Origin of the sequence: Phytohabitans kaempferiae, assembly GCF_042433955.1 — a bacterium.
Taxonomy (GTDB): Bacteria; Actinomycetota; Actinomycetes; order Mycobacteriales; family Micromonosporaceae; genus Phytohabitans; species Phytohabitans kaempferiae.
This window is the reverse complement of record NZ_JBHLUH010000039.1, coordinates 406,175-429,026: the sequence shown is the minus strand read 5'-3', so window position 1 is coordinate 429,026 and position 22,852 is coordinate 406,175. Positions and strand designations below refer to the sequence as shown.

21 protein-coding genes are annotated in these 22,852 nt (G+C 72.7%); 4 read left to right on the top strand and 17 right to left on the bottom strand.

The features are described 5' to 3' along the window. The 10 genes from ACFFIA_RS20435 to ACFFIA_RS20390 form a co-directional block, all read right to left on the bottom strand. Positions 1-725: electron transfer flavoprotein subunit beta/FixA family protein (locus ACFFIA_RS20435; protein ID WP_377253118.1), on the bottom strand; the 725-nt coding region annotated here is incomplete at its 3' end. A 42-nt stretch (positions 726-767) separates the two neighbouring features. Further along, positions 768-1,583, bottom strand: a complete 816-nt coding sequence (locus ACFFIA_RS20430) for a CoA-transferase subunit beta (RefSeq protein WP_377253117.1) — start codon at positions 1,581-1,583, stop codon at positions 768-770. After that, positions 1,580-2,452, bottom strand: a complete 873-nt coding sequence (locus tag ACFFIA_RS20425) for a CoA transferase subunit A (protein WP_377253116.1) — start codon at positions 2,450-2,452, stop codon at positions 1,580-1,582. Before ACFFIA_RS20425 ends, ACFFIA_RS20430 begins: the two co-directional genes overlap by 4 nt. A 28-nt stretch (positions 2,453-2,480) precedes the next feature. Next, complete coding sequence (locus ACFFIA_RS20420) at positions 2,481-3,542, bottom strand: MBL fold metallo-hydrolase (RefSeq protein WP_377253114.1); 1,062 nt, start codon at positions 3,540-3,542, stop codon at positions 2,481-2,483. Continuing rightward, positions 3,532-4,296 carry an enoyl-CoA hydratase/isomerase family protein gene (locus tag ACFFIA_RS20415; RefSeq protein WP_377253113.1) on the bottom strand — a complete coding sequence of 255 codons (765 nt, stop codon included), beginning with the start codon at positions 4,294-4,296 and terminating at the stop codon, positions 3,532-3,534. The genes ACFFIA_RS20420 and ACFFIA_RS20415 overlap by 11 nt, the downstream gene beginning before the upstream one ends. Next, entirely contained in the window at positions 4,293-5,228 is a 936-nt protein-coding gene (gene chsH3, locus ACFFIA_RS20410) for an enoyl-CoA hydratase ChsH3 (protein ID WP_377253112.1), read from the bottom strand. Before chsH3 ends, ACFFIA_RS20415 begins: the two co-directional genes overlap by 4 nt. A 19-nt stretch (positions 5,229-5,247) precedes the next feature. Further along, on the bottom strand, positions 5,248-6,936 hold the full coding sequence (locus ACFFIA_RS20405; RefSeq protein ID WP_377253111.1) for a class I adenylate-forming enzyme family protein: 1,689 nt from the start codon (positions 6,934-6,936) through the stop codon (positions 5,248-5,250). Between the two features lie 72 nt (positions 6,937-7,008). Continuing rightward, the gene (locus ACFFIA_RS20400; RefSeq protein WP_377253110.1) at positions 7,009-7,881 is read right to left on the bottom strand and encodes an SDR family NAD(P)-dependent oxidoreductase; all 873 of its coding nucleotides are present in this window, start codon (positions 7,879-7,881) and stop codon (positions 7,009-7,011) included. 58 nt (positions 7,882-7,939) lie between these two features. Beyond that, the gene (locus ACFFIA_RS20395; RefSeq protein WP_377253109.1) at positions 7,940-9,094 is read right to left on the bottom strand and encodes an acyl-CoA dehydrogenase family protein; all 1,155 of its coding nucleotides are present in this window, start codon (positions 9,092-9,094) and stop codon (positions 7,940-7,942) included. Beyond that, complete coding sequence (locus ACFFIA_RS20390) at positions 9,094-10,113, bottom strand: acyl-CoA dehydrogenase family protein (RefSeq protein WP_377253107.1); 1,020 nt, start codon at positions 10,111-10,113, stop codon at positions 9,094-9,096. Before ACFFIA_RS20390 ends, ACFFIA_RS20395 begins: the two co-directional genes overlap by 1 nt. Positions 10,114-10,290: 177 nt before the next feature. Here ACFFIA_RS20390 and ACFFIA_RS20385 point away from each other — a divergent pair, with 177 nt between their 5' ends. From ACFFIA_RS20385 to ACFFIA_RS20370, 4 genes are all read left to right on the top strand, one after another. Further along, positions 10,291-10,959 (top strand): TetR/AcrR family transcriptional regulator, encoded by a 669-nt coding sequence (locus tag ACFFIA_RS20385; protein WP_377253106.1) that lies wholly within the window; start codon positions 10,291-10,293, stop codon positions 10,957-10,959. A gap of 141 nt (positions 10,960-11,100) precedes the next feature. Next, complete coding sequence (locus ACFFIA_RS20380; protein WP_377253105.1) at positions 11,101-12,243, top strand: thiolase family protein; 1,143 nt, start codon at positions 11,101-11,103, stop codon at positions 12,241-12,243. 1 nt (position 12,244) lies between these two features. Further along, entirely contained in the window at positions 12,245-12,892 is a 648-nt protein-coding gene (locus ACFFIA_RS20375; protein WP_377253103.1) for a PaaI family thioesterase, read from the top strand. 113 nt (positions 12,893-13,005) lie between these two features. Beyond that, positions 13,006-14,019 (top strand): aromatic ring-hydroxylating oxygenase subunit alpha, encoded by a 1,014-nt coding sequence (locus ACFFIA_RS20370; protein ID WP_377253101.1) that lies wholly within the window; start codon positions 13,006-13,008, stop codon positions 14,017-14,019. 66 nt (positions 14,020-14,085) lie between these two features. On the opposite strand, the gene ACFFIA_RS20365 is transcribed toward ACFFIA_RS20370, so the two are convergent. The 7 genes from ACFFIA_RS20365 to ACFFIA_RS20335 all read right to left on the bottom strand — a co-directional run bounded on the left by ACFFIA_RS20365 (position 14,086) and on the right by ACFFIA_RS20335 (position 22,499). Next, the gene (locus tag ACFFIA_RS20365) at positions 14,086-14,931 is read right to left on the bottom strand and encodes a hypothetical protein (RefSeq protein ID WP_377253100.1); all 846 of its coding nucleotides are present in this window, start codon (positions 14,929-14,931) and stop codon (positions 14,086-14,088) included. Further along, positions 14,928-15,716 carry an SDR family NAD(P)-dependent oxidoreductase gene (locus ACFFIA_RS20360; protein WP_377253099.1) on the bottom strand — a complete coding sequence of 263 codons (789 nt, stop codon included), beginning with the start codon at positions 15,714-15,716 and terminating at the stop codon, positions 14,928-14,930. The genes ACFFIA_RS20365 and ACFFIA_RS20360 overlap by 4 nt, the downstream gene beginning before the upstream one ends. Before the next feature lie 16 nt (positions 15,717-15,732). Next, on the bottom strand, positions 15,733-16,845 hold the full coding sequence (locus ACFFIA_RS20355; RefSeq protein WP_377253098.1) for an acyl-CoA dehydrogenase family protein: 1,113 nt from the start codon (positions 16,843-16,845) through the stop codon (positions 15,733-15,735). Next, the gene (locus ACFFIA_RS20350; RefSeq protein WP_377253097.1) at positions 16,842-18,011 is read right to left on the bottom strand and encodes an acyl-CoA dehydrogenase family protein; all 1,170 of its coding nucleotides are present in this window, start codon (positions 18,009-18,011) and stop codon (positions 16,842-16,844) included. Before ACFFIA_RS20350 ends, ACFFIA_RS20355 begins: the two co-directional genes overlap by 4 nt. Positions 18,012-18,137: 126 nt before the next feature. Beyond that, entirely contained in the window at positions 18,138-19,718 is a 1,581-nt protein-coding gene (locus ACFFIA_RS20345) for an AMP-binding protein (protein ID WP_377253096.1), read from the bottom strand. 31 nt (positions 19,719-19,749) lie between these two features. Next, complete coding sequence (locus ACFFIA_RS20340; RefSeq protein WP_377253095.1) at positions 19,750-20,907, bottom strand: CaiB/BaiF CoA transferase family protein; 1,158 nt, start codon at positions 20,905-20,907, stop codon at positions 19,750-19,752. Next, positions 20,904-22,499, bottom strand: a complete 1,596-nt coding sequence (locus tag ACFFIA_RS20335) for an AMP-binding protein (protein ID WP_377253094.1) — start codon at positions 22,497-22,499, stop codon at positions 20,904-20,906. The genes ACFFIA_RS20340 and ACFFIA_RS20335 overlap by 4 nt, the downstream gene beginning before the upstream one ends. Between the last annotated feature and the right edge of the window lie 353 nt (positions 22,500-22,852).

Below are 22,852 nucleotides of genomic sequence, written 5' to 3'. Positions count from 1 at the left end.
TCATCGGTGACCTTCACCCCACCAGAACGCGGCGGCCGCTTACTGTGCTCCACCACCGCCGACGAAGCACCAGCAGTGCCGACCTCACCAGCCGCGACACCGAGGTCGGCCAGGCCGAGAGTCCGCACCGGCTTCTTCTTCGCCGCCATGATCCCCTTGAACGACGGATACCGCGGCTCGTTGATCGTGTCCCACACCGACACCACCGCCGGCGTCGAGGCGGCGACCACCTCGAACCCCTCCTCGGTCTGCCGCTCGATCGTCAACGAACCACCCTCAACGGTCAACTTCCGGGCACCAGTCAACGCGGCGACACCCAACCGCTCGGCCAACATGTGCGCCATCACCTGCACACGCCCATCCGTCGACTCCGCGCCACACAACACCAAGTCCGGATTGAGCGTGCCCAACGCCGCAGCCAACACCTTGGAGGTGGCCAACGCGCACGAACCGTGCAACGCATCATCCAAAACATGCACCGCACGATCCGGACCCATCGACAACGCCTTACGAATCGACTCCGACGCGCCCTCCGGACCCATCGTCAGGATGGTGACCTCACCACCGTGCGCCTCCTGGACCCGCAACGCCTCCTCAATGGCGTACTCATCCATCTCATTGATGACATTGCTCGCCGACCCCCGGTCGACCGTGTTGTCGTCAGAACGCAGCGAACGCTCCGCACTGGAATCGGGCACCTGCTTCACCAACACCACTATCCGCATCGACTCATCCACACCTTTCTGTGACCGCCGCCGGCCCCATCGTCACGCGCCCCCACGGGCCTGGCCGGAGCGGAAGCCTCGCTTGCGAAACCCCGTCGGGTCGATCTCGTCCCGGATGAGTCGCACCTGCTCCGCCGTCGGCGCCGGGGTACGCGGGACGTCGGCCGGCACGACGGGCGTGAAGCCGGTCGCCGCCAGCACGTCGTCCACGCCGACCCCCTCGTGCACCGACGCCAGGCGCATCCGCTCCGAACCGGGTTCGAAGTCGAAGACCGCGAGGTTGGTCACGACCAGCGACGGCCCGCCGCGCAGGCCCAGGCGGGCACGCTCGCCGCCGCCGTTCAGGTAGCCGATCCCGGAGCGGAAGTCGACCCGCTCCACCAGCGTCCGCGTGCTGTGGTCGGTGACCCAGAAGATAAGCTGCTTGCCCAGCGAGCCCATGTCCCCGAGCCCGGCCGTGCCCGGCAGCCGTACCTTGGGCCGGTCCCACCGGCCGATGACCGAGTTGTTGGTGTTGCCGTACGCGTCGATCTGCGCCGCGCCGGCACAGAACTTCAGCAGGAAGCGGTCGCTGGCCGCGTAGTCCCAGAACTCGGCGTAGTGCTCGAGGTACATGACCGAGTCACGCCAGAGCGGCGCCTCGAACGTGGACGCGGTCAGCTCGACCTCGCCCGGGTCGACGCCGGCCGCCCCGGCGATCCACACCAGGTCGGGCGCGTGCGTCATGCGGGCCAACTGGATCGCGCACACCGGGATGAACGAGGAGAGCCCGTTGCACACCTGGTCGTCGTTGTCGAAGCAGGCGGCCAGCACCGCGACCATCAGCTCGTCGACGGTGTAGTCGGCAGCGGCGGTCATCGGGCGGCCAGCCGTTCCACCCCACCGACAAGGGCCAGGTACTCCTCGTGCGTGCCCGGCCCGTGGACGTACCGGTCGAGGAAGGCGCGGCACGCGTCGTCGTCTCCGGCGGCGGAGACCCACGACTCGAAGAACCCCGCGTCGTAGTCGTACGACGGGAACAGCGAGGTGGGGTGCGCGCCGTGCGGTGCCTCCACCACGGCGTCGACGGCGAAGCCTGGCAGGATCGTCCGGTCCGGCGCCTTCCGCAGCTCGTCGGTCCCGACCACGCGTTCCACCGAGACGACGACGCGGCGGGCGGCGCGGGGCATGGTGGTGAGCGTCGGCAGGCGCAGGCTCGGCTCGATCGCGACGTTTCCGGCCCGGTCGGCGCGGTGGGCGTGCAGGAGGGCGACGTCGAGCGGCAGCGCGCGGCACGCCACGACGGGCGGGCCGCCGAAGGGGTCCGGTATCACCGCGAGCGCGTCGTTGCCGACGTTGAGCAGGTCGGTCCCGATCAGGCCGCGTGTGGGCAGGAACGGCAGCCCCCGGCTCGCCGCGCCGAGCCGGGCGTAGAGGGCGGTCTCGGAAAGCTCCTCGACGGCGATCGCGCCGGCCTCGACCCCGCGCCGGAACCGCTGGCAGAGCCCGAAGTGCTCCATCGTGATGGCGGCGAACGTGCACCGGGCCAGGCATCCGGCCGCGGCCAGCCAGTCGACCGGCAGCCCGCCGCTCAGGCACACGAGCGACAGGTCACGCCGACGGGCGCGGATGATCTCGCGTACGAGCACCATCGGGGCGCACTGGGTCGGCCCCGCCTGGAGGCCGACCACGTCGCCGTCGGCGATCAGCGCGACGGCCTGCTCGGCCGAGACGACCTTGTCCCTCATGCCCGCCCGGCCGCGGGTCGGTGCACGGTCACGTGCCGTACGTCCGGACGCCGTCGTACTCGGTCTCGCGGAGCAGGCCCATGCCGACGAGCGCGTCGAGATGCGCGGCCGTCTCGGTCACCGCCAGGCACCGGCTCATCACGTCAAGGTCGTCGAAGTGGCGGGCCCGGCGCGTCCACCGCAGGTACCGGGCCACCTCGAACGCCGTGGTGGACCCCGCCGCGACCGCCTCGCCGGTCTGCCGCAGCCGTACGTCGTGGTGCTGGACGAGCTCGTCGACGCGGGCGTGCACGCTCGGTCCGGTCGGCCCGTGCGCGGGCAGCATGACCCGGTCGGGCAGCTCCCGTACCAGGCGCAGCGAGTCGAGGTAGTCGCGCAGCGGGGAGGTGGTCGGGCTCGGCTCGAAGCCGATCGACGGCGTGATGTGCGGCAGGACGTGGTCGCCGCAGAAGAGCACGCCCCGAGCCTCGTCGTCGAAGACCACGTGTCCGCGCGTGTGCCCCGGCGTCGGGTACGCCCGCCAGGTGCCGGTGTCGAGCGTGACGGCCGACGGCGCCTCGATCCACTCGTCCGGACTCGCCCAGTCGGCCGGGTCGTGGTCGACCGGCACCTCGGCCACCAGGACCTTGGCCAGCTCGGCGGCACCTTCGCGGCGTAGCTGGTCGGCGAGCTGGCCCCAGCCCTCGGTCACCGGCTGTTGGGCGACCGCGAGCGCGGGCCGCTCCCCCTGGCCGATCCCGACCCGCACGTGCGGATGGCTCTCGCGCAGCCGCACCGCGAGGTTGTAGTGGTCGCGGTGGGCGTGCGTGACGAGGATCCGGCTGATCCGGTGCTCGTCGGCGTCGAGGACGTGGAGCGCGCGCCGCAGCCGGTCACGCGCGGCCGGCACCGCCCACCCCGAGTCCACGAGGACGATCGCCGCGCCGTCGCGGAGCGCGTAGACGTTGACCGCGCGCAGGCCGTCCTGGGGCAGCGGCAGCGGGATCCGGTACAGCCGGGGCGCCACCTCGTAGACGCCGGGCTCGGTCCAGTCGCGTTCGGGATCGTCGGGGATGACCCGCGACGGCGTCCCGTCGTGGTCAGCGGCCATGGAAGACGGCCGGTCGCTTGGCGGCGAACGCCGCGAACGCCTCCGCCACGTCCTTGGTGGCGGTGTTGACCGCGGAGGCGGCGGCCTCGGCGTCGAGGGAGTCGTCGAAGCCGGTGGAGAACGCGGCGTTCAGCAGGCGCTTGGTCATGGCCAGCGCGATCGGCGGGCCGTCGGCGAGCCGCCGCGCGATCCCCGTCGCGGTGTCGAGGAGGTCTTCCGGCGCGGTCACCTCGGCGACGAGCCCGAGCTGACGCGCCTGCTCGGCGGTCACCGTGTCGCCGAGCATCGCCAGGCGCTTCGCGGTGTGCAGCCCGACCAGCCGGGGCAGCAGCCAACTGCTGCCGAAGTCCGGCGAGAGCCCGCGCTTGACGAACACCTGGCAGAAGGTCGCCGCCGAGGAGGCGACGACGATGTCGCAGCCCAGCGCCAGGCTCATCCCGGCGCCGACCGCGGGCCCGTCGACCGCGGCCACGCAGGGCTGGGGCAGCCGGTGCAGCGCCCGGGCGGCCTCGTTGATCACCCCCATCAGGCGCAGCGTGGACTCCTCCGGTACGCCGCCGGAGAGGTCCGCCCCGGCGCAGAACGCCCCGCCCGCGCCCGTGACCAGCACCGCCCGGTCGGCCGACCGGCCGGCGATCTCCGTGAGGACCCGCCCGAGCTCGACGAAGCCGTCGAAGGTGAGGGCGTTGCGCCGCTCGGGACGGTCGAGCGTGACGCGGACCAGGCCGGCGTCCCGCTCAACGACGATGCTCACGCTGTCCCCTCTCGGCTCGCTCCATCCGCTCGGCCCGCTCCATCCGCCCGGCCCGCTCCGGCCAGACCCTCTCCGGCCAGGACCAACTCTCCTCCGGCCAGCGCGGGAGCGCCGTCGCGCTCCTCGACCGTAGCCGCGAACAGCAGGCGGTCACCGGCACGCCACACCGATGTGCGCAGGGTCTCTCCGGGGAAGACCACGCCGGCGAACCGGGCCTCGAAGCTGCGCACGCTCTCCGCGCGGCCGCCCAGCACCTCGTCGACGATCGCCCGGCAGACCAGACCGTACGAGCAGAGCCCGTGCAGGATCGGGCGGGGGAAGCCGGCCGCCTTGGCCACCTCGGGGTCGGCGTGCAGCGGGTTGCGGTCGCCGAGCAGGCGGTACCACAGCGCCTGCTGCGGCAGCGTCGGCGTGAGGACCGTGTGGTCCGGTTCGCGCGCCGGCGGGTCGGGCGGGCCGGCCGGGCCGCGGTGGCCGCCGAAGCCGCCCTCGCCCCGGGAGAACATCCGCATGCTCGACGTCCACAGTGGAGTACCGTCGGCCCCGGTCGCCTCGGTGTCGACCACGATGACCGCCGCCGACCCCTTGTCGTACAGGTCGGCGACGCGGCTCCGGGTCGTCGCCTTCCCCTCCCGGGGTATCGGCGCGTGCAGCTCGATCCGCTGGCTGCCGTGGAGGATCGTCCGCAGGTCCACCTCGACGCCGGGGTACGACACGCTCGGCGGTCGGGTCGCCCGCAGCATCGGCGCGACCACCGCGAACGTCGGCAGCACGACCGAGCCCGACTCCGTCGCGTAGCGCAGCTCCCCCGGGTCGACCGGGTCGGCGCCGGCGCCCAGCGCGAGGTGGTACAGCAGCACGTCGGCGACGTCCCAGGCGATCTCCTCGACCGCGGGCGGCGCCGCCAGGGCGGTGACGGGATCGATCGGCATCCAGTTCTCCTCTCGCGGCCTATTCGTCGCCCGGACGAGCGGCCGTCGCGTACACGTTGGTGTCGTCGCGGACCACGAAGCGGCGTATCTTGCCGGACGCCGTCATCGGCAGCACGTCGACGAAACGCCACAGCTCCGGGATCTTGAAGCGGGCCACGGAGTCCCGCAGGTACTCGGCGAGCGCCTCCCCGGTCACGTCGCCGCCGGGCGCGCGTACCACCACGCCGGCCACGCGCTCACCGAGCCGCTCGTCGTCGATGCCGACCAGGACCGCCGAGGCGACCCCCGGATGGGCGGCCAGCAGCTCCTCCACCTCGGCCGGGTACACGTTCTCGCCGCCGCGGATGATCACGTCGCGGACCCGGCCCTGGAAGGTGACGTTGCCGTACTCGTCCATCGAGGCGAGGTCGCCGGTGCGCAGGAAGCCGTCCGCCGGCAGTACGTCGGCGGTCTGCTCGGCCATGCCCCAGTAGCCGCGCATCACGTACGGCGAGCGGGTCACGATCTCGCCGACGACCCCGATCGGGACGGTCTCCCCCGTCGCCGGGTCGATCACCTTCATGTGCACGCCGGCGACCGGCCGCCCGACCGTGCCGGCGATCGTCGCCGAGTCGTCGTGGATGTCGGTGGAGGTGATGGCGGGGCACTCGGACTGGGCGTACGTGTTGATGACCGGCGCGCCCAGCGTTTGCCGGATCCGTTCGACCAGGTGCTGCGTGACGGTGGCGCCGCCGACCGCCACCGACCTGATCCCGGCCGCACCGGCCTGCTCGCCGAGGTGCTGGAGCGCGTCGATGACCATCGTCGGTACGCCACCGATCCGGGTCACCACGCCGTGGTCGAGCAGCCGCATCGTCTCGGCCGGCGCGTACTTCTCGACCACCACGAACGCGCCGGCGTCGACCAGGCCACCGAGGATGACGAAGCAGGAGCCGCCGATGTGGTGGTACGGGACGGGGTTGAGCCACACGTCGTTCGGGCCGATGACGTCCCGCCGGTTGCGCTCGCGGGCCGCGTTGAGGACGGCCATGTGGGTGAGCACCGCGCCCTTGGAGCGGCCGGTGGTGCCGGAGGTGAACTGGATGAGGAACGGGTCCTCCGCGCCCACCACGGGCAGTTGCCCGGCGGTCGCGGTGGCCGCCCACTCCCGCAGGCCGGTCAGGTCGAGCACCGCGTCGGCGCCGCAGACGCCCGCCGCCCTCGGGACCAGGCTGTCGCCGGTCGGTCCGGTGCCGGCGAAGACCAGGGCCGGCGTGGTGAGCCGGGTCGCGTGGTCGACCTCGGCGTCGGTCCACGCGGTGTTGAACGGCGTGAGCACCAGCCCGGCGAGCGCGCAGCCGTACTCCAGGACGACCCACTCCACGCTGTTGCGCGACCAGACGGCGACCCGCTCGCCCGGGGCGACCCGGCCGGCGAGAGCCCGTGCCACGGTCTCGGCGGCGGACGCCAGCTCTGCGTAGGTCACCGGGGTCAGCCCGTCGCCGTCCGGCCGCCACAGCGCCGGGCGGTCGCCGTGTGCCGCCGCCTGGCGGGCCAGCAGCCGCGGCACCGACTCGGTCAGCAGTTCGTCACCGCCCTCGGCGGTCCAGTCCGAAAGCGGCCCTATCCGCCGCCGTGACCTCGTTGTCGCTTCTGTCGGCATGGCTCGCTCCACGGTGAACGACTGACCCCAACTGGTCGGTGGGCACATGACCGCTTGGTCGGTCACGGCCACCTTCTTAACCAACTATCCGGTTGACTTTACCCGTACCGCCGCCTGGTGGCGCAACACCGGCGTACTTCAGTCCGAGGGGAGCTGGACCGCCTGGGACGGGACGCTCCACGAGGTGGTGTCCATGATGTCGGCCAGGTGGTCGGCGATGTCCTCCACGGTGGCGGCGTTGTTCTCGTAGCCGGCCGTCTCGATGATGAGGTCGCGGGCGTAGCGGCCGGCTGCGGCGAAGAGGATCTCGCCGGTCAGCGAGCACGACTCGTGGCAGAGGTACGCGACCATCGGCGCCACGTGCTCGGGGGACATCCGCTCGTGCAGATGCTCGGGCAGGAGCGCGGCCGTCATGCCGGTCGCGGCGCCCGGCGAGATGAGGTTGACCAGGATGCCGTACTTCGCGCCCTCGATGGCCAGGGTCCGGCCGAGCCCGACCAGCCCCGCCTTGGCCGAGGCGTAGTTGGCCTGTCCCCGGTTGCCCCAGAGGCCGGCCACCGAGGTGGTCAGGACGACCCGCCCGTACTGGCGCTCCCGCATCGCGCCCCAGGCGGCCCGGGTCAGCCCGATGGCGCCGTGCAGGTGCACGTCGAGCACCTCGCCGATCTCCTCGTCCGACATCTTGGCGAACGAGCGGTCGCGCACGATGCCGGCGTTGCTCACGACGATGTCCACGCGGCCGAACGCCTCCAGCGCAGTGCGCACCACCGCCGGACCGGCCGAGGGCTCGGCGATGGAGCCGTCGTGGGCGATCGCCGAGCCGCCCTGGCCGGTGATCTCGGCGGCCACGGCGCCGGCCGGGGTGAGACCGTTGTCGTCCTTGCGGTCGATGTCGTTGACGACCACGTGCGCCCCGCGGGACGCCAGCAGCCGGGCGTACGAGCGGCCCAGCCCACCTCCCCCACCGGTGATGATCGCTACCCGGTCGTCGAAGCGCAGTTGAGTCGTCAAGGTTGGTTCTCCCATGTTCGTCATAGGGAGCGCGATCGGCTCCCTTGTGGACAGCGGGTCAGCGGCGCCGGCCGCGCGGCAGGCCGAGCCGGCGTTCCGCGATGACGCCGCGGAGCACCTCGCTGGTGCCGCCGTAGATGGTGGAGATCTGCGCCTCCCGGTACAGGTGCTGCAACTCGCCGCCGGCCGGCGCGTCGGGCGTCTCCGGCCCGAGGAGCGCGTCGGCGCCGGTCGCGTCGAGCAGGTCGCCCGATCCGCGCAGCAGCTCCTCGGTCGCGTACACCTTCGCCATCGCGCCCTCCACCGCGCCCGCGCCCGCTTTGGAACGCAGCCAGGTGGCCCGCGCGCCGAGCAGCCGGGCCACGCTCGTCGCGGCGACCACCTGGCCGAGGCGGCGCAGCAGGCGCGGGTCGTCGGTGCGGCCCGCCGCGTGCGCCCAGCGCACCGAGGCGTGCACCAACCGGCGCAGCTGCGCGGCGAACTCACCGCCCCGCTCGAACGCGAGCGCCAGGCTGACGATCTCCCAGCCCTGACCCTCCGCGCCAACGCGGGCCTCGTCCCCGACCCGGACGTCCGAGTAGAACGTAAGGTTCGTCCGTTCGCCGCTCAGCGTGTGCACCGGGGAGAGCGAGAAGCCGGGGGCCGAGGTCGGCACCAGAAACATCGTGAGCCCGGCGTGCTTGGCGGCCTCCGGGTCGGTCCGCGCCAGCAGGAAGACGTAGTCCGCCTCGTGGGCGTGGGTCGTGAAGTTCTTCTGCCCGTCGATGCGCCAGCCGTCGCCGTCGCGTACCGCCCGCGTGCGGGCCGCGGCGAGGTCGGAGCCGGCGTCGGGCTCGGTGTAGCCGAGGCTGAGTACGAGCCGGCCCTCCCGTACCGGGCCGAGGATCCGCTCCTTCTGCTCCGGTGTGCCGACCCGCCGGATCGTCTCGGCGATGATGAGCGTCACCGACAGCCCTTCGACCGGCGCCCCGGCCGCGGCCATCTCCTCGTAGAGCACGTCCAGGTCGGCGCGGTCGCGCCCCTGGCCGCCGTCCGCCACCGGCCAGCCCGCGCCGATCCAGCCCCGCTCTGCCACCGCCCGGTGAAACTCCCGGTCGTGGTAGGTGCCGGAGGCGGCCACGCGGGCGCGGACCTCGTCGGTCAGGTGCTCGCGGAGGAAGTCGCGCACCTCGGCGCGGAATGCCTCGGCCCGCTCGTCCAGCGAGAAGTCCATCAGAGCTCACCCCCGGTCATGGCCGCCGCCCCGATCTCCTCCCAGAGCAGGTCAGGGTCGCCGGCGCTCAGCCGGACCGCCTTGGCCCGGCGCAGGTAGAGCTGGGCGTCGTACTCCAGCGTGTACCCGTAGCCGCCGTGCACGTGCAGGCACAGCTCGGCCGAGCGCACCGCCGCCTGGGCGGAGTGCGCGAACGCCACCGCCGCCGCGGCCGGCCAGGAGTCCAGCCCGTGGTCGTGCCGCCACGCGGCCTCCCGCGTGACGAGCCGCGCGCCGTCGGCGGCCATGGCGGCGTCGGCCAGCGGCTGCTGGAGCGCCTGGAAGGACCCGATCGGGACGCCGAACTGCTGGCGCTCGGCCGCGTACCGCACGGCGATCTCCAGCGCCTCCGCGGCCATGCCGGCGCAGGCCGCGGCCGCACCGAGCCGCCACCGGTCCCGGGCCTGGCGCCACAGCTCGTGCGCCCGCGCCCCGGTCGCCAGGACCCGGCGCTCCACGCCCGCGCCGCCGAGCGGGCGGTCCGCGGCGGCCAGGAAGCCGAGGTCGCGCAGGGCCTCGCCGGGCGAGCCGCTGGCGAGCACCAGCTCGTCGCCGTCGAGCGCGACCACCGCGCGAGCCACCGCGCCGGCCGGCACGAGCCGCGCGACACCGGCCTCGGCCGGCCGGGGCGCGAAGACCACGACCCGCTCACCGGCGACCGCGTCCGCGACGACGTCGCCAAGCCCGGCGTCGGCGAGCAGGCGCGCGGCCACGGCGGCCTCGACGACGGGCGCGCAGGCGAGCCGCCGCCCGGCTTCCTCGGCGACGAGCGCCAGCTCCACGAAACCGCCGCCGCTGCCGCCGTCGTCCGTGGCGACGGCGATGCCGACCGCGCCCATGCCGGCGAGCACCTTCCACAGGGCGGGATCGAACCCGGCCTCCTCGGCGGCGCGCACGCGCTCGCTCGGGGAGTCGTGGGCGAAGACCCGCGCGAACGCCTCGGCGACGTCCCGCTGGTCCGGAGTCAGCTCCAGGTCCATGACGACCCCCTTCGACGCCTCTTTATAACCAACCATCCGGTCGGTTTGCAAGGGGGGACGGGCGCACACGCGGAGACGAAACGAACCTGACTTGTTGGTCGGTTACACTCGCTTCGGCCCGAAGTTGCCGGGTCAGCGCAGGACATACGGAGGCGTTGGTGCGGAGCGTGGCACGTCATGCCTAGGCCGTCACGTCGGGACGACGTCCGCACGACGGCCGCTCGGATCTTCCGTGAGCACGGCTATCTCGCCGCGACGATGGACCTGATCGCCGAGGAGGTCGGGCTCAACAAGGGGACGCTGTACCACTACTACCCCGCCAAGAGCGCGATCCTCTACGAGCTGCTGTCCGAGCAGGTGGACACGACGCTGGAGCTGCTGGCCCGGGTCCCGCTGACCGGCAGCGGATACGACCGGATGCGGCTGTTCGTGCGGGAGCAGGTCGCCCTCGTCGCGACCAAGCAGGACGAGCTTGTCGTCTTCTTCCAGGAGGTGCCCTGGATCGACCAGCGGCTCCCGGCCGAGCAGGCGCGCTCGATCCGCCAGCGGATCTACCGGTACGAGGAGTCCGTCAAGGCGCTGCTGGCGGAGGGCTCGCGCACCGGCGAGTTCCGGGAGGTCACGCCCTCCACGATCCTGTACTCGATCATCGGGCTCCTGGCCTACCTGCCGAGCTGGTACCGCCGGCCGACGAACGCCCGCGGCGACGGGCCGCTGATCGAGGAGGTGACCGCCTTCGTGATGAACGGCATCCGCGCCCCGGAGGCGGCGCCGGAGGCACCCGCCGCGGGCAAGGGCGGCGGTGTCGCGCTGACGGCCCGCGGACCGCGCGCCACCACGCGCTGACCCCCGCCCACCACGAGCCGGGGCCGCCTTGACGCGCTTCGCATCCCAACCTTAGCGTTAACCAACCTTTTGGTTGGTTAACGCAGAGGCGCCCGCACACGCGAGAGTGGCTCGCCGTGGCGGCGACGGAAGGGGTTGGAAGTGCGAGATGCGGTGATCGTGGAGGCCGTCCGGACACCGGTGGGCAAGCGCGACGGGGCACTCTCCGGAGTGCATCCGGTCGACCTGTCGGCCCACGTGCTCGACGCGCTGGCCGAGCGGAGCGGGATCGATCCCGGCCTCGTCGACGACGTGATCTGGGGTTGTGTAGACCAGGTCGGCGAGCAGACGTTCGACATCGCCCGCACCGCGGCGCTCGCGGCCGGCTGGCCGGAGACCGTGCCCGGGGTGACCCTCGACCGCCAGTGCGGTTCGAGCCAGCAGTCCGTGCACTTCGCAGCCGCCGGGCTGGTCGCCGGCCAGTACGACGTCGTGGTCGCCGGCGGCGTGGAGTCGATGTCCCGGGTCCCGATGGGCAGCACGGTGGGAGACGCGGACCCGTACGGCCCGCGGTTCGCCGCGCGCTACGGCGTGGCCCCGAACCAAGGGCTGGGCGCGGAGATGATCGCCGAGCGGTGGGGCTTCTCCCGTACGCGGTGCGACGAGTTCTCGCTGGGCAGCCACGAGAAGGCGGCCGCGGCGCAGGACGGAGGGCGCTTCGACGCGCAGATCGCGCCGGTCACGCTCCCCGACGGCACGGTGGTCGGCCGGGACGAGGGCGTGCGCCGCGGCGGCACGGTGGAGGGCCTGGCCAAGCTCCGCACCGCGTTCAAGCCGGACGGCGTGATCACCGCGGCCAACTCCTCGCAGATCTCCGACGGGGCCGCCGCGCTGCTGATGACCACGAGCGAGAAGGCTCGCCAGCTCGGGCTGACCCCGGTGGCTCGGGTACACACGGCGGTGCTGGCCGCCAGCGACCCGGTCATCATGCTCACCGCGCCGATTCCGGCCACACGAAAGGCGCTGGAACGGTCCGGGCTGCGGCTCGACGAGATCGGCGCGTTCGAGGTGAACGAGGCGTTCGCCCCGGTGCCGCTGGCCTGGCTGGCCGACATCGGCGCGGACCCGAAGGCGCTCAACCCCAACGGTGGCGCGATCGCGCTGGGCCATCCGCTCGGCGGCTCCGGCGCGCGGCTGATGACCACGCTGGTGCACCACATGCGCGACAACGGGATCCGGTACGGGCTCCAGACGATGTGCGAGGGCGGCGGACAGGCCAACGCGACGATCCTCGAGCTGGTCTGAGGTGGTCGACGGCGGCCGTACCGGCGTCGAGCGCGGCGAGGAGACGCTGGCCCCCTTCTGGCGGGAGTGGAGCGAACGCGCGCACCAGCGGGCCGCGCCCGGCTGGGTCGGCATGATCGAGGAGATGCGCCGGCTCCAGGACGCGGTGGCCACCGGTGTACCGCCCGCCGAGGCGGTGGCCGAGGTGACCGCGTTGCTCGCCGGCGCCCGGCAGGTGCTGGCCCGGCACGCGGTCGGCGACGACGAGCAAATCTACGGCCGGCTCCTGCACGTCGCCGGGCGCGGGCAGACGCTCTGCCCGCCGCTGCGCCGCGTCGAGCACACGGCGACCGAACTGCGCGGCGAGGTCGTCTTCGGGGCGTTCCACTCCGGCAGCAACGGCGCGGTGCACGGCGGCGCGGTCACGCTCTTCTTCGACGAGGCGCTCGGGCGGCTGGCCGACCTCGGTGGCCGGCCGCGCTCCCGTACCGCCGCGCTCAACGTCGACTTCCGCAGCGTGACTCCGGTCGGCCGGCCGCTCTCGGTGCACGTGCGGCTGGTCGAGGAGTCCGGCCGCAAACGCCGCCTGCACGCGGCGCTGCGGGACGGCGAGCGGCTCTGCGCCGAAGCCAATGGGCTTTTCGTCGCCCTGCGCGCGGGCCAGCAGTGACCATAGACCCTGATCGGCGCCACCAGTAACACGCCACACGTTGACGAACCGAGCACCGAGTGATTTTATACCAACCAAGTAGTTGGTTATCCTTCCACGAATGGGAGAACGGCATGAAGGACTGGCCCTACACGGTCTTCCCGACGGGCTGGTACCAGGTCGGGTACTCCTCCGAGTTGCAGCCCGGGGACGTCAGGCCCGCCAAGTACTTCGACCAGGATCTGGTGCTCTTCCGGACCGAGGACGGCGACGTGTCGTTGCTCGACGCCCACTGCCCGCACCTCGGGGCGCACCTCGGCTACGGCGGCAAGGTGAAGGGCGAGTGCATCGAGTGCCCCTTCCACGGCTGGCTGTGGACGGCTGGCGGCGAGCTGTCCGAGATCCCCTACGCCCGCGACGAGCGCCGGCGCGTCGGCCTCAAGCGGTGGCAGACCCGTGAGGTGGCCGGGCTGATCCTGGTGTGGTACGACGCGTTCGGCCGCGAGCCCTTCTGGGAGTGGCCCGGCATCCCCGAGTTCATCGACGAGGTGAACAACTACCCGATCACGCTCGACCACGTCGGCATCCGGAAGATCATTCCACAGTCGCCGGTCGAGAACACGCCGGACTACTACCACTTCATGTGGGTGCACGGCGCCGGCCAGCCGGGCACGCCGTTGCTCTGGAAGGAAGACCAGCACTACCTGCACACGCGCGTCGGCTTCGTCTACGGCCACGGCAAGAAGGCGACCTGGATGACGCCGAACGGCCCGGTCTTCGGCGAGATCGAGACCGAGGCGTGGGGGCTGGGGCTGTCCAACGCGCGGTTCGTGCTGGAAAACTTCATCACCAACCAGCTCACCGCGGCGACGCCGGTCGACACCGAGCATTCGCAGCTCTTCGAGACCATCACGGTCAACCGCCAGGACGGCGAGCCGGAGGCCACCGGCCGGGCAGCCCGGATGATCGAGTTCCAGAAGGGCCAGATCCGCCGCGATTTCGCGATCTGGGAAAACCAGCGCTACGTCGAGCATCCGCCCTTCGCCGGCGGCGAGGAGGAGCACTACGCGCGCTTCCGCCGCTGGTCCCGCCAGTTCTACTCGGACAAGCCGTACACCGCCAGCACGGAGATCGCCGCTGCCGGCTGAGCCGCACACGCCAAAAGGCCAGGCCCCACGGGCCTGGCCTTTCGCATCGCCGAGGAAAGGACGCGGTCAGTACGGATCCGGCAGCCCCTCGGCCGCCGGCGGCACCTGCGCCGAGGCCGACCGGACGGTCCGCTCGACCAGCCCCAGGCCGGTGACGCCGGACCGGACGAAGACGAACGGCGTCGCGCTCCACCACGCCCAGCCGGCACCGTCGGGGGCCGGCTCGGCGACCGTCAGGTACTGCTCGGTGTCGCGCAGCTCGCCGGCGACCACCGCCGGGGAGCGCCCGCCGACGGCGCAGCGCAGGCGGTGCGCCGGGCCGCGCTCCGGGCCCCGCACCACGAAGTCGTCCACAGGCGCCGAGTGGAGGTCGGTGTACCGCGTGAGCGCCGCGGCGGCGTCCGGCCCGTCCGTGAGGTACGCCGCCGACCGGTCCTGGAAGACCGCACGGGCGCGGCTTCCGTACGGCTCACCGGCCTCGGCCGCCAGCGACGAGGCCCAGCCGGCCCCGCGTACCCGGTAGATGACGCTGCCGACGCCGAGCGACCCGGTGGCCTGGACCACGGCGGCCGTCCGCGGCGAGCGGCCCGGCAGGGCCACCGGCACGCCGGACGGCTCGACCGTCACGGCGAGGTTGACCGGCACCGGCCGGGCGGCGGGCGGCTCGTCCCGCACGATGTGGGCGGGAGCGGTGAACAGCGCGGCGGTCGCCGACACGCGCAGCTCGGAGCGGCCGTCGCCGACACGCGCGAGCCCGCTGCCCCGGGCACCGGCGAGGCCCCAGAGGGTCTCACCGCTGGCCAGGAAGACGGTGACGTGCGGCGCCCGGCCGGACCCCGTGAGGCGGACGACCGCGCCCGTGTCCGCGCACATGAACAGCAGCTCGTGCCTCGGCTCCGGCGCCGCCGTCACAGCGTCTCACCACCGTCGATGCCGATCGTCTCGCCCGTCACGAACCCGCTCTCCTCACCGCAGAGGTGTACGACCAGCGCGGCGAACTCGTCAAGCTCGCCGGTGCGCCGCATCGGTACGCGCCGCAGCAGCCTCCGCAGGGTCTCCTCGTCTTCGAACTGCGGCCGGCTCATCTCGGTCTCGAAGTGGCCGGCCGCCACGGCGTTGACGGTCACGCCGTACGGCGCCCACTCCCGCGCCAGCGACCGGGTCAGCTGCACGAGCGCCCCCTTCGCCGTGTCGTACACGCTCGTGTACGGCACGGTGCGGCGGACCACGTTGGAGACCACGTTGACGACCCGGCCGTACCGTCGGTCGAGCAGCTCGGGGCCGAACGCGCGCAGCATCCGCACCGCGCCGCCGACGTGGACCTCCATGACGCCGTTCCACTCGACGTCGCTGACCGGCGTGTCGAAGTCCGGATGCGCGCCCTTCCCGCCGGGCAGCGGGACGAAGGGCTTGTACAGCACGGTGCCGGCGTTGTTGACCACGATGTCCACGCGCCCGAAGTGCGCCAGGATCCGGTCGCGGGCACGGATGACCTCGCTGGTGGCCGTGACGTCGACGCTCAGCCCCAGGGCGCGTACCCCGGCGGCGTGGAGCTCGGTGGCGACCGCCTCCACCTGGTCGGCGGAGCGGGCCAGGACCGCGACGTCGGCGCCCCCGGCCGCGAGGCGCAGCGCGGTGGCGCGGCCCAGCCCGCGCCCGCCCCCCGTGACGACGGCGACCCGTCCCCGTACGGTCACCGCGACACTCCCGCCGTCACCACAGGCTCCCCTCGCCGCGTACGACCAGCGCGTCGTGGATCTCGCGGAGCCGGTTGGCCCGCTTGCCGCCACGCAGCCGCATCGCCTTGGCCCGGAGGTAGTGGTGGTGCAGGATGTGCTCGACCGTCGTGCCGACGCCGCCGTGCACCTGCGCGGCGGTGAGGACGATCTCCACGTACGAGCGGCCCGCCGCGAAGAGCGCCACCGCGGCGATCGCCGCCTCGTCCGCGTCCGGCCGCGCCCGGGTCAGCGCCTCGTTGCACGCCAGCCGGGCCGCGTCGAGCGCGATCACCATGCGGGCCAGGTGGTGCCGCACCGCCTGGAAGCCGCCGATCGGCTGCCCGAACTGCACGCGCTCCTTGGCGTACCGCGCGCTCTGCTCGACCACCGCCGCACAGCCGCCGACCATCGCGCTGGCCCGCAGCAGGTTGGCCCGGGCGAGCGCGTACTCGGCCCGCCGGGGCGTGATCTGGTCGGCCAGCACCGCCGCGCGGGGCAGCCGGAGCCCCTCCAGCTCCAGGCGGGCGACCCGCTCGTTGTCGACGCTCGGCTCGGCGGTGGACCGGTCGCGCAGCTCGGCGGCGGGCACCAGCGCGCAGAGCCAGCTCTCGGTGGCCGGTACGGGCAGCAGCAGGACCGCCTCGTCGCACTGCCCGAGCCACTCGACCACCGTGGCCGGGCCGGTGAGCTGGTAGCCGCCGTCGCCGAGCGGGTCGGCCCGTACCGTCCGGTCCGGCGGCGCCACGAGCGCGACCGGCCGCCCGGAGGCGATCCGGGCCAGCGGCCCGTCGAAGACCTCGCCGCCGAGCGTGTCCATGGCGGTGCCGGCGCGCAGGGTCTGGAGCAGCGGGGAGGCGAAGGCGGCCCGGCCGTACTCGCGCGCCACGACGCCCGCCTCGGCCAGCGTGCCGCCCGCGCCGCCGACCCGCTCGGGCAGGTTGACCGCGGTCCAGCCCAGCTCGCACATCTGCCGCCAGCGCTCGGGCTCGTAGCCCAGCTCCGACTCCTCCTGCTGGTTGAGGTACGTGTTGTCGACGAAGTCGGCGAAGTAGCTCCGCGCCGTCTTGGCGAGCAGCGCCTCCTCGTCGGTCAGGTCGGTGTCGATCATCGTGGCATCCCCAGACCGCGCGTCGCGATGATGTCGAGTTGGATCTCGTTGGTGCCACCGCCGAACCGCCACACCGGCGACGAGCGGAGGCCATGCTCCAGGTGACCGTGCGCGGGCGCGTACGCCGAGCCGGTGGCGAGTGTCCCGTCCTCGCCGATCAGGTCGAGGCCGGTGTCGCAGATGCGCTGGCGCAGCTCGCCCCACCAGATCTTGTTGACCGACGCCTCGGCGTGCGGCACGTGCCCCTCGGCGAGCATCCGCGCGCCGCGCAGCGCGAAGAGGCGGCAGATCTCCACGTCGACGGCGTGCTCGCCGACCACCGTCTGCAACGCGTGCGCCTCGGCCGAGTCGCCTTCCAGAAGCCCTTCGGCGGCCGCCCAGTCGGTCAGCTGCCGCAGCTCCCAGCGGGGCTCGTTGTGGTAGAACATCCGCTCGTAGTTGAGGGCCGTCACGATCCCGGACCAGCCCTCGTTCTCCGCGCCGATCCGCTGGCTCACCGGTATCCGCACGTTGTCGAGGAAGACCGCGTTGGTCCGCTCGCCGCCCTGCGTGATGATCGGCGTGATCGTGATGCCGGGAGTGTCCATCGGCGTGACGAACAGGCTCACGCCGCGGTGCCGGTCCTCCTGCGCGCCGGTGCGGACCGCCAGCCACAGGTGTGTCGCCACGGAGGCGCCGGTGGTCCAGATCTTCTGGCCGTTGACCACGTACTCGTCGCCGTCGCGCACCGCCCGGGTACGCAGCGCGGCCAGGTCGCTGCCCGCGTCCGGCTCGCTGTAGCCGATGGCGAACTCCAGCTCGCCGGCCCGGATGCGGGGCAGGTACTCGGCTTTCTGTTCCGCGGTGCCGACCAGCATGAGCGTCGGGCCGATCGCGTTGAGCGTCAGCAGCCCGTTCGGCAGGCGGCGGCTGTACAGCTCCTCGGCCAGCAGCCAGCTCTCGATCGCGGTGCGGCCCTGCCCGCCGTACTCCGTCGGCCACGCCACGCCCAGCCAGCCGTCGGCGCCCAGCCGCTTCAGGAACCGCCGGCCGTGCTCGCGCGGCTGCATCGGGTCCTCGATGTTCTCCGCCCGGGTCGCCGCGACCAGTTCGGGATCCAGACCGTCGAGATAGGCCCGCAGCTCGGCCAGGAAAGCCAACTGCTCGTCACCGAGTACGGTCTTCACGCGCCCGTCCCTCCATCCGCGCGGCTCCCGACGCCGGCCGGGGCGCGCCGCGAGTACGCCACCGACCCCGACGGTATGCCGGCCGCCGACCGTAGTCAACCAACCGGTCGGTAAAGGCGGCGGGGGTCACGTCGCCGCCGTGACGCGCCGTTCCGACTTCGGTATCACCAGGCCCAGGCCGTCCAGGTCCCACGTGCCGGCCCGAACGCCCTCGTCCCGCAGGACGTGTTTCATCACGCGGCCCAGGGCGTTGGTGGGGAGCGCGTCGCGCACGTCCACGTAGCGCGGCACCGCGAAGTACGGCACCTTGTCGCGGATGAAGTCGAAGAACTGCCGCGCGGTCAGCGCGGCACCGGCGGCGAGCACCACGCACGCCTTGATGTCGTCGTCGCCCATCTTCGCCGGCAGCGCGCAGACGGCCACGTCCTCGATGGCCGGATGCTGCCGGATCACGGCCTCCAGCGCCAGGGAGGAGACGTTCTCCCCGCGCCGCCGCACCACGTCCTTCTTGCGGTCGACGAACGTGATGATGCCGTCCTCGTCCATCCGCCCGAAGTCGCCGGTGTGGTGCCAGAGGTTCCGCCACGCCTCGACCGAGCTCTCCGCCTTGTTCCAGTAGCCGCTGTACATCGCGTTGGGCACCTTCGGCCGGACGACGATCTCCCCGGGCTCGCCCACCGGCACCTCGTTGTCGTCCTCGTCGACGATCCGCGCGTCCAGCAGCGGCGACACCTGTCCCGACGACGACCGTTTGCGGACGCCGTACGGGTCGCTGTTGGTCACCGGCACGCACTCGGTCTGCCCGTACCCCTCGGACATGACCGGCGTCCGGAAGCGCTCCTCGAACGCGCGCTGCCGCTCCTCGGGCAGCGGGACCCAGGAGGCGAGCCGGAACGGATGCGCGCCGTCGTCGGGGCTCGGCGGCTGCTCCAGGATCATGTTCGCCATCACGCCGACGCCGACCAGCATCGTCGCCTCTAGCTCGGCCGCCTCGCGGATGAACGACGAGGCGTGGAACTCCGGCGCGATGCCGATCGACGCGCCGTTGACGAGCGCGCTCATGAAGGCGACCATCTGCCCGCTGGTGTGGAACATCGGGAAGCCGGTGTACATCCGGTCGCCGGGCACGACCCAGTTGCGCATCCCGTACGCCTTGCCGACCGCGACGAAGTAACCGGTGCTGAGCATGCAGCCCTTCGCCACCGCCGTCGTGCCCGAGGTGTACATGATGGTCAGCAGGTCGCCGGGGCGGGACGCCGGTTCGAACGTCGAGCGCTCGCCGAACAGCTCCGGATAGGCGACCGTGCCGCCCGCGCCGGCGTCGACCTGCACGGTCTCGGCGATCGACGTGCCGCCCAGCAGCCCGGCCGCCGCGTCGTACCCCGGCCCGTCCGCGATGAGGAACTTCGCGCCGCAGTCGCTGAGCTGGTACTCCAGGAAGTCGCCCTTGAGGAAGTAGTTGAGCGGCACCTGGACGGCGCCCAGCTTCGCGACGGCGAGCAGCAGCTCCACGGTCTCGATGCGGTTGGGCAGGATCGAGGCGATGTGGTCGCCCCGGCGCACGCCGAGGCGGGCCAGTCCGGTGGCCAACCGGTCGGTGCGCTCGTCCAGCTCGGCGAAGGTGAGCCAGTCGCCGCCACAGGTCACGAATGGTGTATCCGGCTCCGCCGCCAGCCGCTCGCGGAAAACACCGTCCACAGTAGTCACAGGGCGTCCTCTCCACCGCGCCGCCGGCGCCTCACGCGACACCGCCGCCGGCGCGCAGCTTCTCGATCTCCTCCGGCGCGAAGCCCCACTCGGCGAGGATCTCGCCGGTGTGCTGGCCGGGCGACGGCACCGGGCCGGCGATCCGCGCGGGCGTACGGCTGAAGCGCGGCGCCGGCGCGGGCTGGACCATCCCGTCGCTCTCCACGAACGTCTCGCGGGCGGCGTTGTGCGGATGCGCCGGCGCCTCCCACGGCGAGAGCACCGGCGCGAAGCACGCCTCGGCCCCCTCCAGCAGGTCGCACCACTCGTCCCGGGTCCTGGTGCGAAACACCTCGGTGAACCGGGCGCGCAGCGCCGGCCAGCCCTCCGGACCGGGCGGCGTACGCGGCACGCCGTCCAGCCCGAGCGTGTCGACAAGGTTGCGGTAGAAGTGCGGTTCGAGCGCGCCGACCGCGACCCATTTGCCGTCGGCGGTCTCGTACGTGTCGTAGAACGGCGCGCCCGTGTCGAGCAGGTTGCGGCCCCGCTCCTCGCCCCACATGCCCATCGCGCGCATCCCGTAGATGAAGCTGTTGAGCAGCGCGGCGCCGTCGACCATCGCGGCGTCGACCACCTGCCCCCGGCCGGACGAGGCCCGCTCCGCCAGCGCGGCGCAGATCCCGATCGTGAGCAGCATCCCGCCGCCGCCGAAGTCGCCGACGTACGTCAGCGGTGCCACCGGCGCCTCGCCGTCGCGGCCGATCGACCAGAGGGCGCCGGCGAGGGCCAGGTAGTTGATGTCGTGGCCGGCGTGCGGCGCGTACGGCCCGCTCCGCCCCCAGCCGGTCACGCGGCCGTAGATCAGGCGGGGGTTGCGCGCCAGGCAGGCATCCGGGCCGGCGCCGAGCCGCTCGGTCACCCCCGGCCGGAACCCTTCGACGAGCACGTCCGCCCGGTCAACGAGGCGCAGCAGCGTCTCGACCCCGTCCGGGGACTTGAGGTCGATGCCGATCGAGCGCCGGCCCCGGGCGAGCACGTCGGGCGGCGGTGGCCCCTGCGCGGCGGCGACGCTCTGGGCGCGCTCGACCCGTACGACGTCGGCGCCGAAGTCGCTCAGCAGCATCGCGCAGAACGGGCCCGGCCCGAGGCCCTGAAGCTCGATCACCTTCAGGCCGGCGAGCGGCCCGGTGCCGGCGGTAGGTTCGCTCATCGCCGCTCACTCCGCTCGATGACCAGGCCGAGCGCCTGGAAGTCCACGGTCCCGGGCGTGTCCCAGCCGTCCCGGAGCCGGTGTTTGAGCACGCGCGCCACCGCGTTCTTCGGCAGCTCGTCCAGCAGCTCGACGTACCTCGGGACCGCGTAGTACGGCAGGTTGCGGCGGAAGTACTCGAACAGCTCGGCCGGCTCGACCCGCTCGCCGTCCCGGAGCACGACGCACGCCTTGATCTCGTCCTCGCGTACGCCGGCGGGGACCGCGTGCACGGCCACCTCGGCGACCGCCGGATGCTTCAGGATGGCCAGCTCCAGCTCGACCGAGGAGACGTTCTCGCCGCGCCGGCGCAGCGCGTCCTTCTTCCGGTCGACGAAGTAGAGCGCGCCGTCGCCGTCGAAGAAGCCGAGGTCGCCGGTGTGGTGCCAGAGGTTCTTCCAGGCTTCGAGCGTCTCCCGCTCCTTGCGCCAGTAGCCGGCGAACATCGAGTACGGCTCCATCGGCCGGACCACGACCTCGCCCGTCTCCCCCTGCGGCAGTACGCGGTCGGCGTCGTCCACCACCCGCACGTCCAGCCACGGCAGGGCGCGGCCGGCGCTGGCCCGGTCGGGAAGGCCGCCGGAGGTGCCGTCACCCATCGTGGCGGGCAGCACCTCGGTCTGGCCGTACCCCTCGCAGATGGCCCGCATCCCGAAGCGCTCCTCGATCTGCCGCTGGACCCGTGGGGCGAGCGGGATGAAGATGGCCCGGTCGATCTGGTGCTCGGTGTCGTCCGGGCGCGGCGGGGTCGCGAGCAGCGCGGCCGCCATCGCGCCGACGCCGAAGAACTGGGTCGCCCCGATCTCCCGCGCCCGGCTGAGAAACATCGACGCGCTGTAGACCGGGTCGAAGCTGACCCGGCAGCCGGCGACGACCCCGTCCATGAGGGCACTGAGCGCGAAGCCGTGGTACAGCGGCAGCGGGCACATCGACGTGTCGTCCGGCCTGAACCAGCCGTGCATCATGTGCGCCTTCGGCATGTGCGTCAGGTAGCCGTTGTTGATCATGCAGCCCTTCGGCATCCCCGTGGTGCCGGAGGTGTAGAGCACGGCGACCAGGTCGTCGGGGCCGGGGTCGGGCCAGCTCCGCACCGGGTCGGCGAAGAGGTCGCCGAACGGCACCGCGCCGCTGTCCGCACCGGCGTCGTCGAGCGCGACGAGCCGCGCGCCGGAGAGCCCCGGACCCGCCAGCACCTCGGACATGAGCGGCAGGGCGGCGTCGTCGGCGACCACGAGCGCCGGCTCGGCGTCGGCCAACTGGTAGCGCAGGAACTCGCCCCTGAGGAAGACGTTGAGCGGCACCTGGATCGCGCCCAGCACCGCGCAGGCGAAGAAGAGGTCCACCGCCTCGTCCCGGTTGGGCATCATCGACGCGACGCGGTCGCCGGGGCGCACGCCCAGCTCGTACAGACCCGCGGCGAGTCGCACCGCCCGGTCGTGCACCGCGCCGACGCTGCGCCACTCCCCACCGCACGCTGCCAGGTCGCGGTCGGCGTCCTTCTCCAGCCGGGCCCGCAGGTGTCCGGCGACCGTTGTCAGGTTGTCGTACGACACGTCAGCCTCCATCCCAACCGGGTGGTGGGTAACGATAGACCAAACATCCCCGCCGGCCAACCTTGCGCGAGATCCGGTTGCGGTGAACCATCTCGGCGAGGGCTGGATCCACCGCGTGGCGCGGCTTCCCACTCCCACGCGCACGAGACCGGAGGCACGCGGATGAGGTTCGGACTCGCTCTTCCCAACTACGCGCGCTGGTTCGACGCCGCCACCGCGGCCCGGATCTGCGTCGCGGCCGAGGAGATGGGGTACGACAGCCTCTGGTTCGGCCACTGAGCGCGTCAACCATCCGGATGGTTGGTTATCGCGGGGGTCAGGAAGCCGTGGTGTTGACAGGACTTATGGCAGGT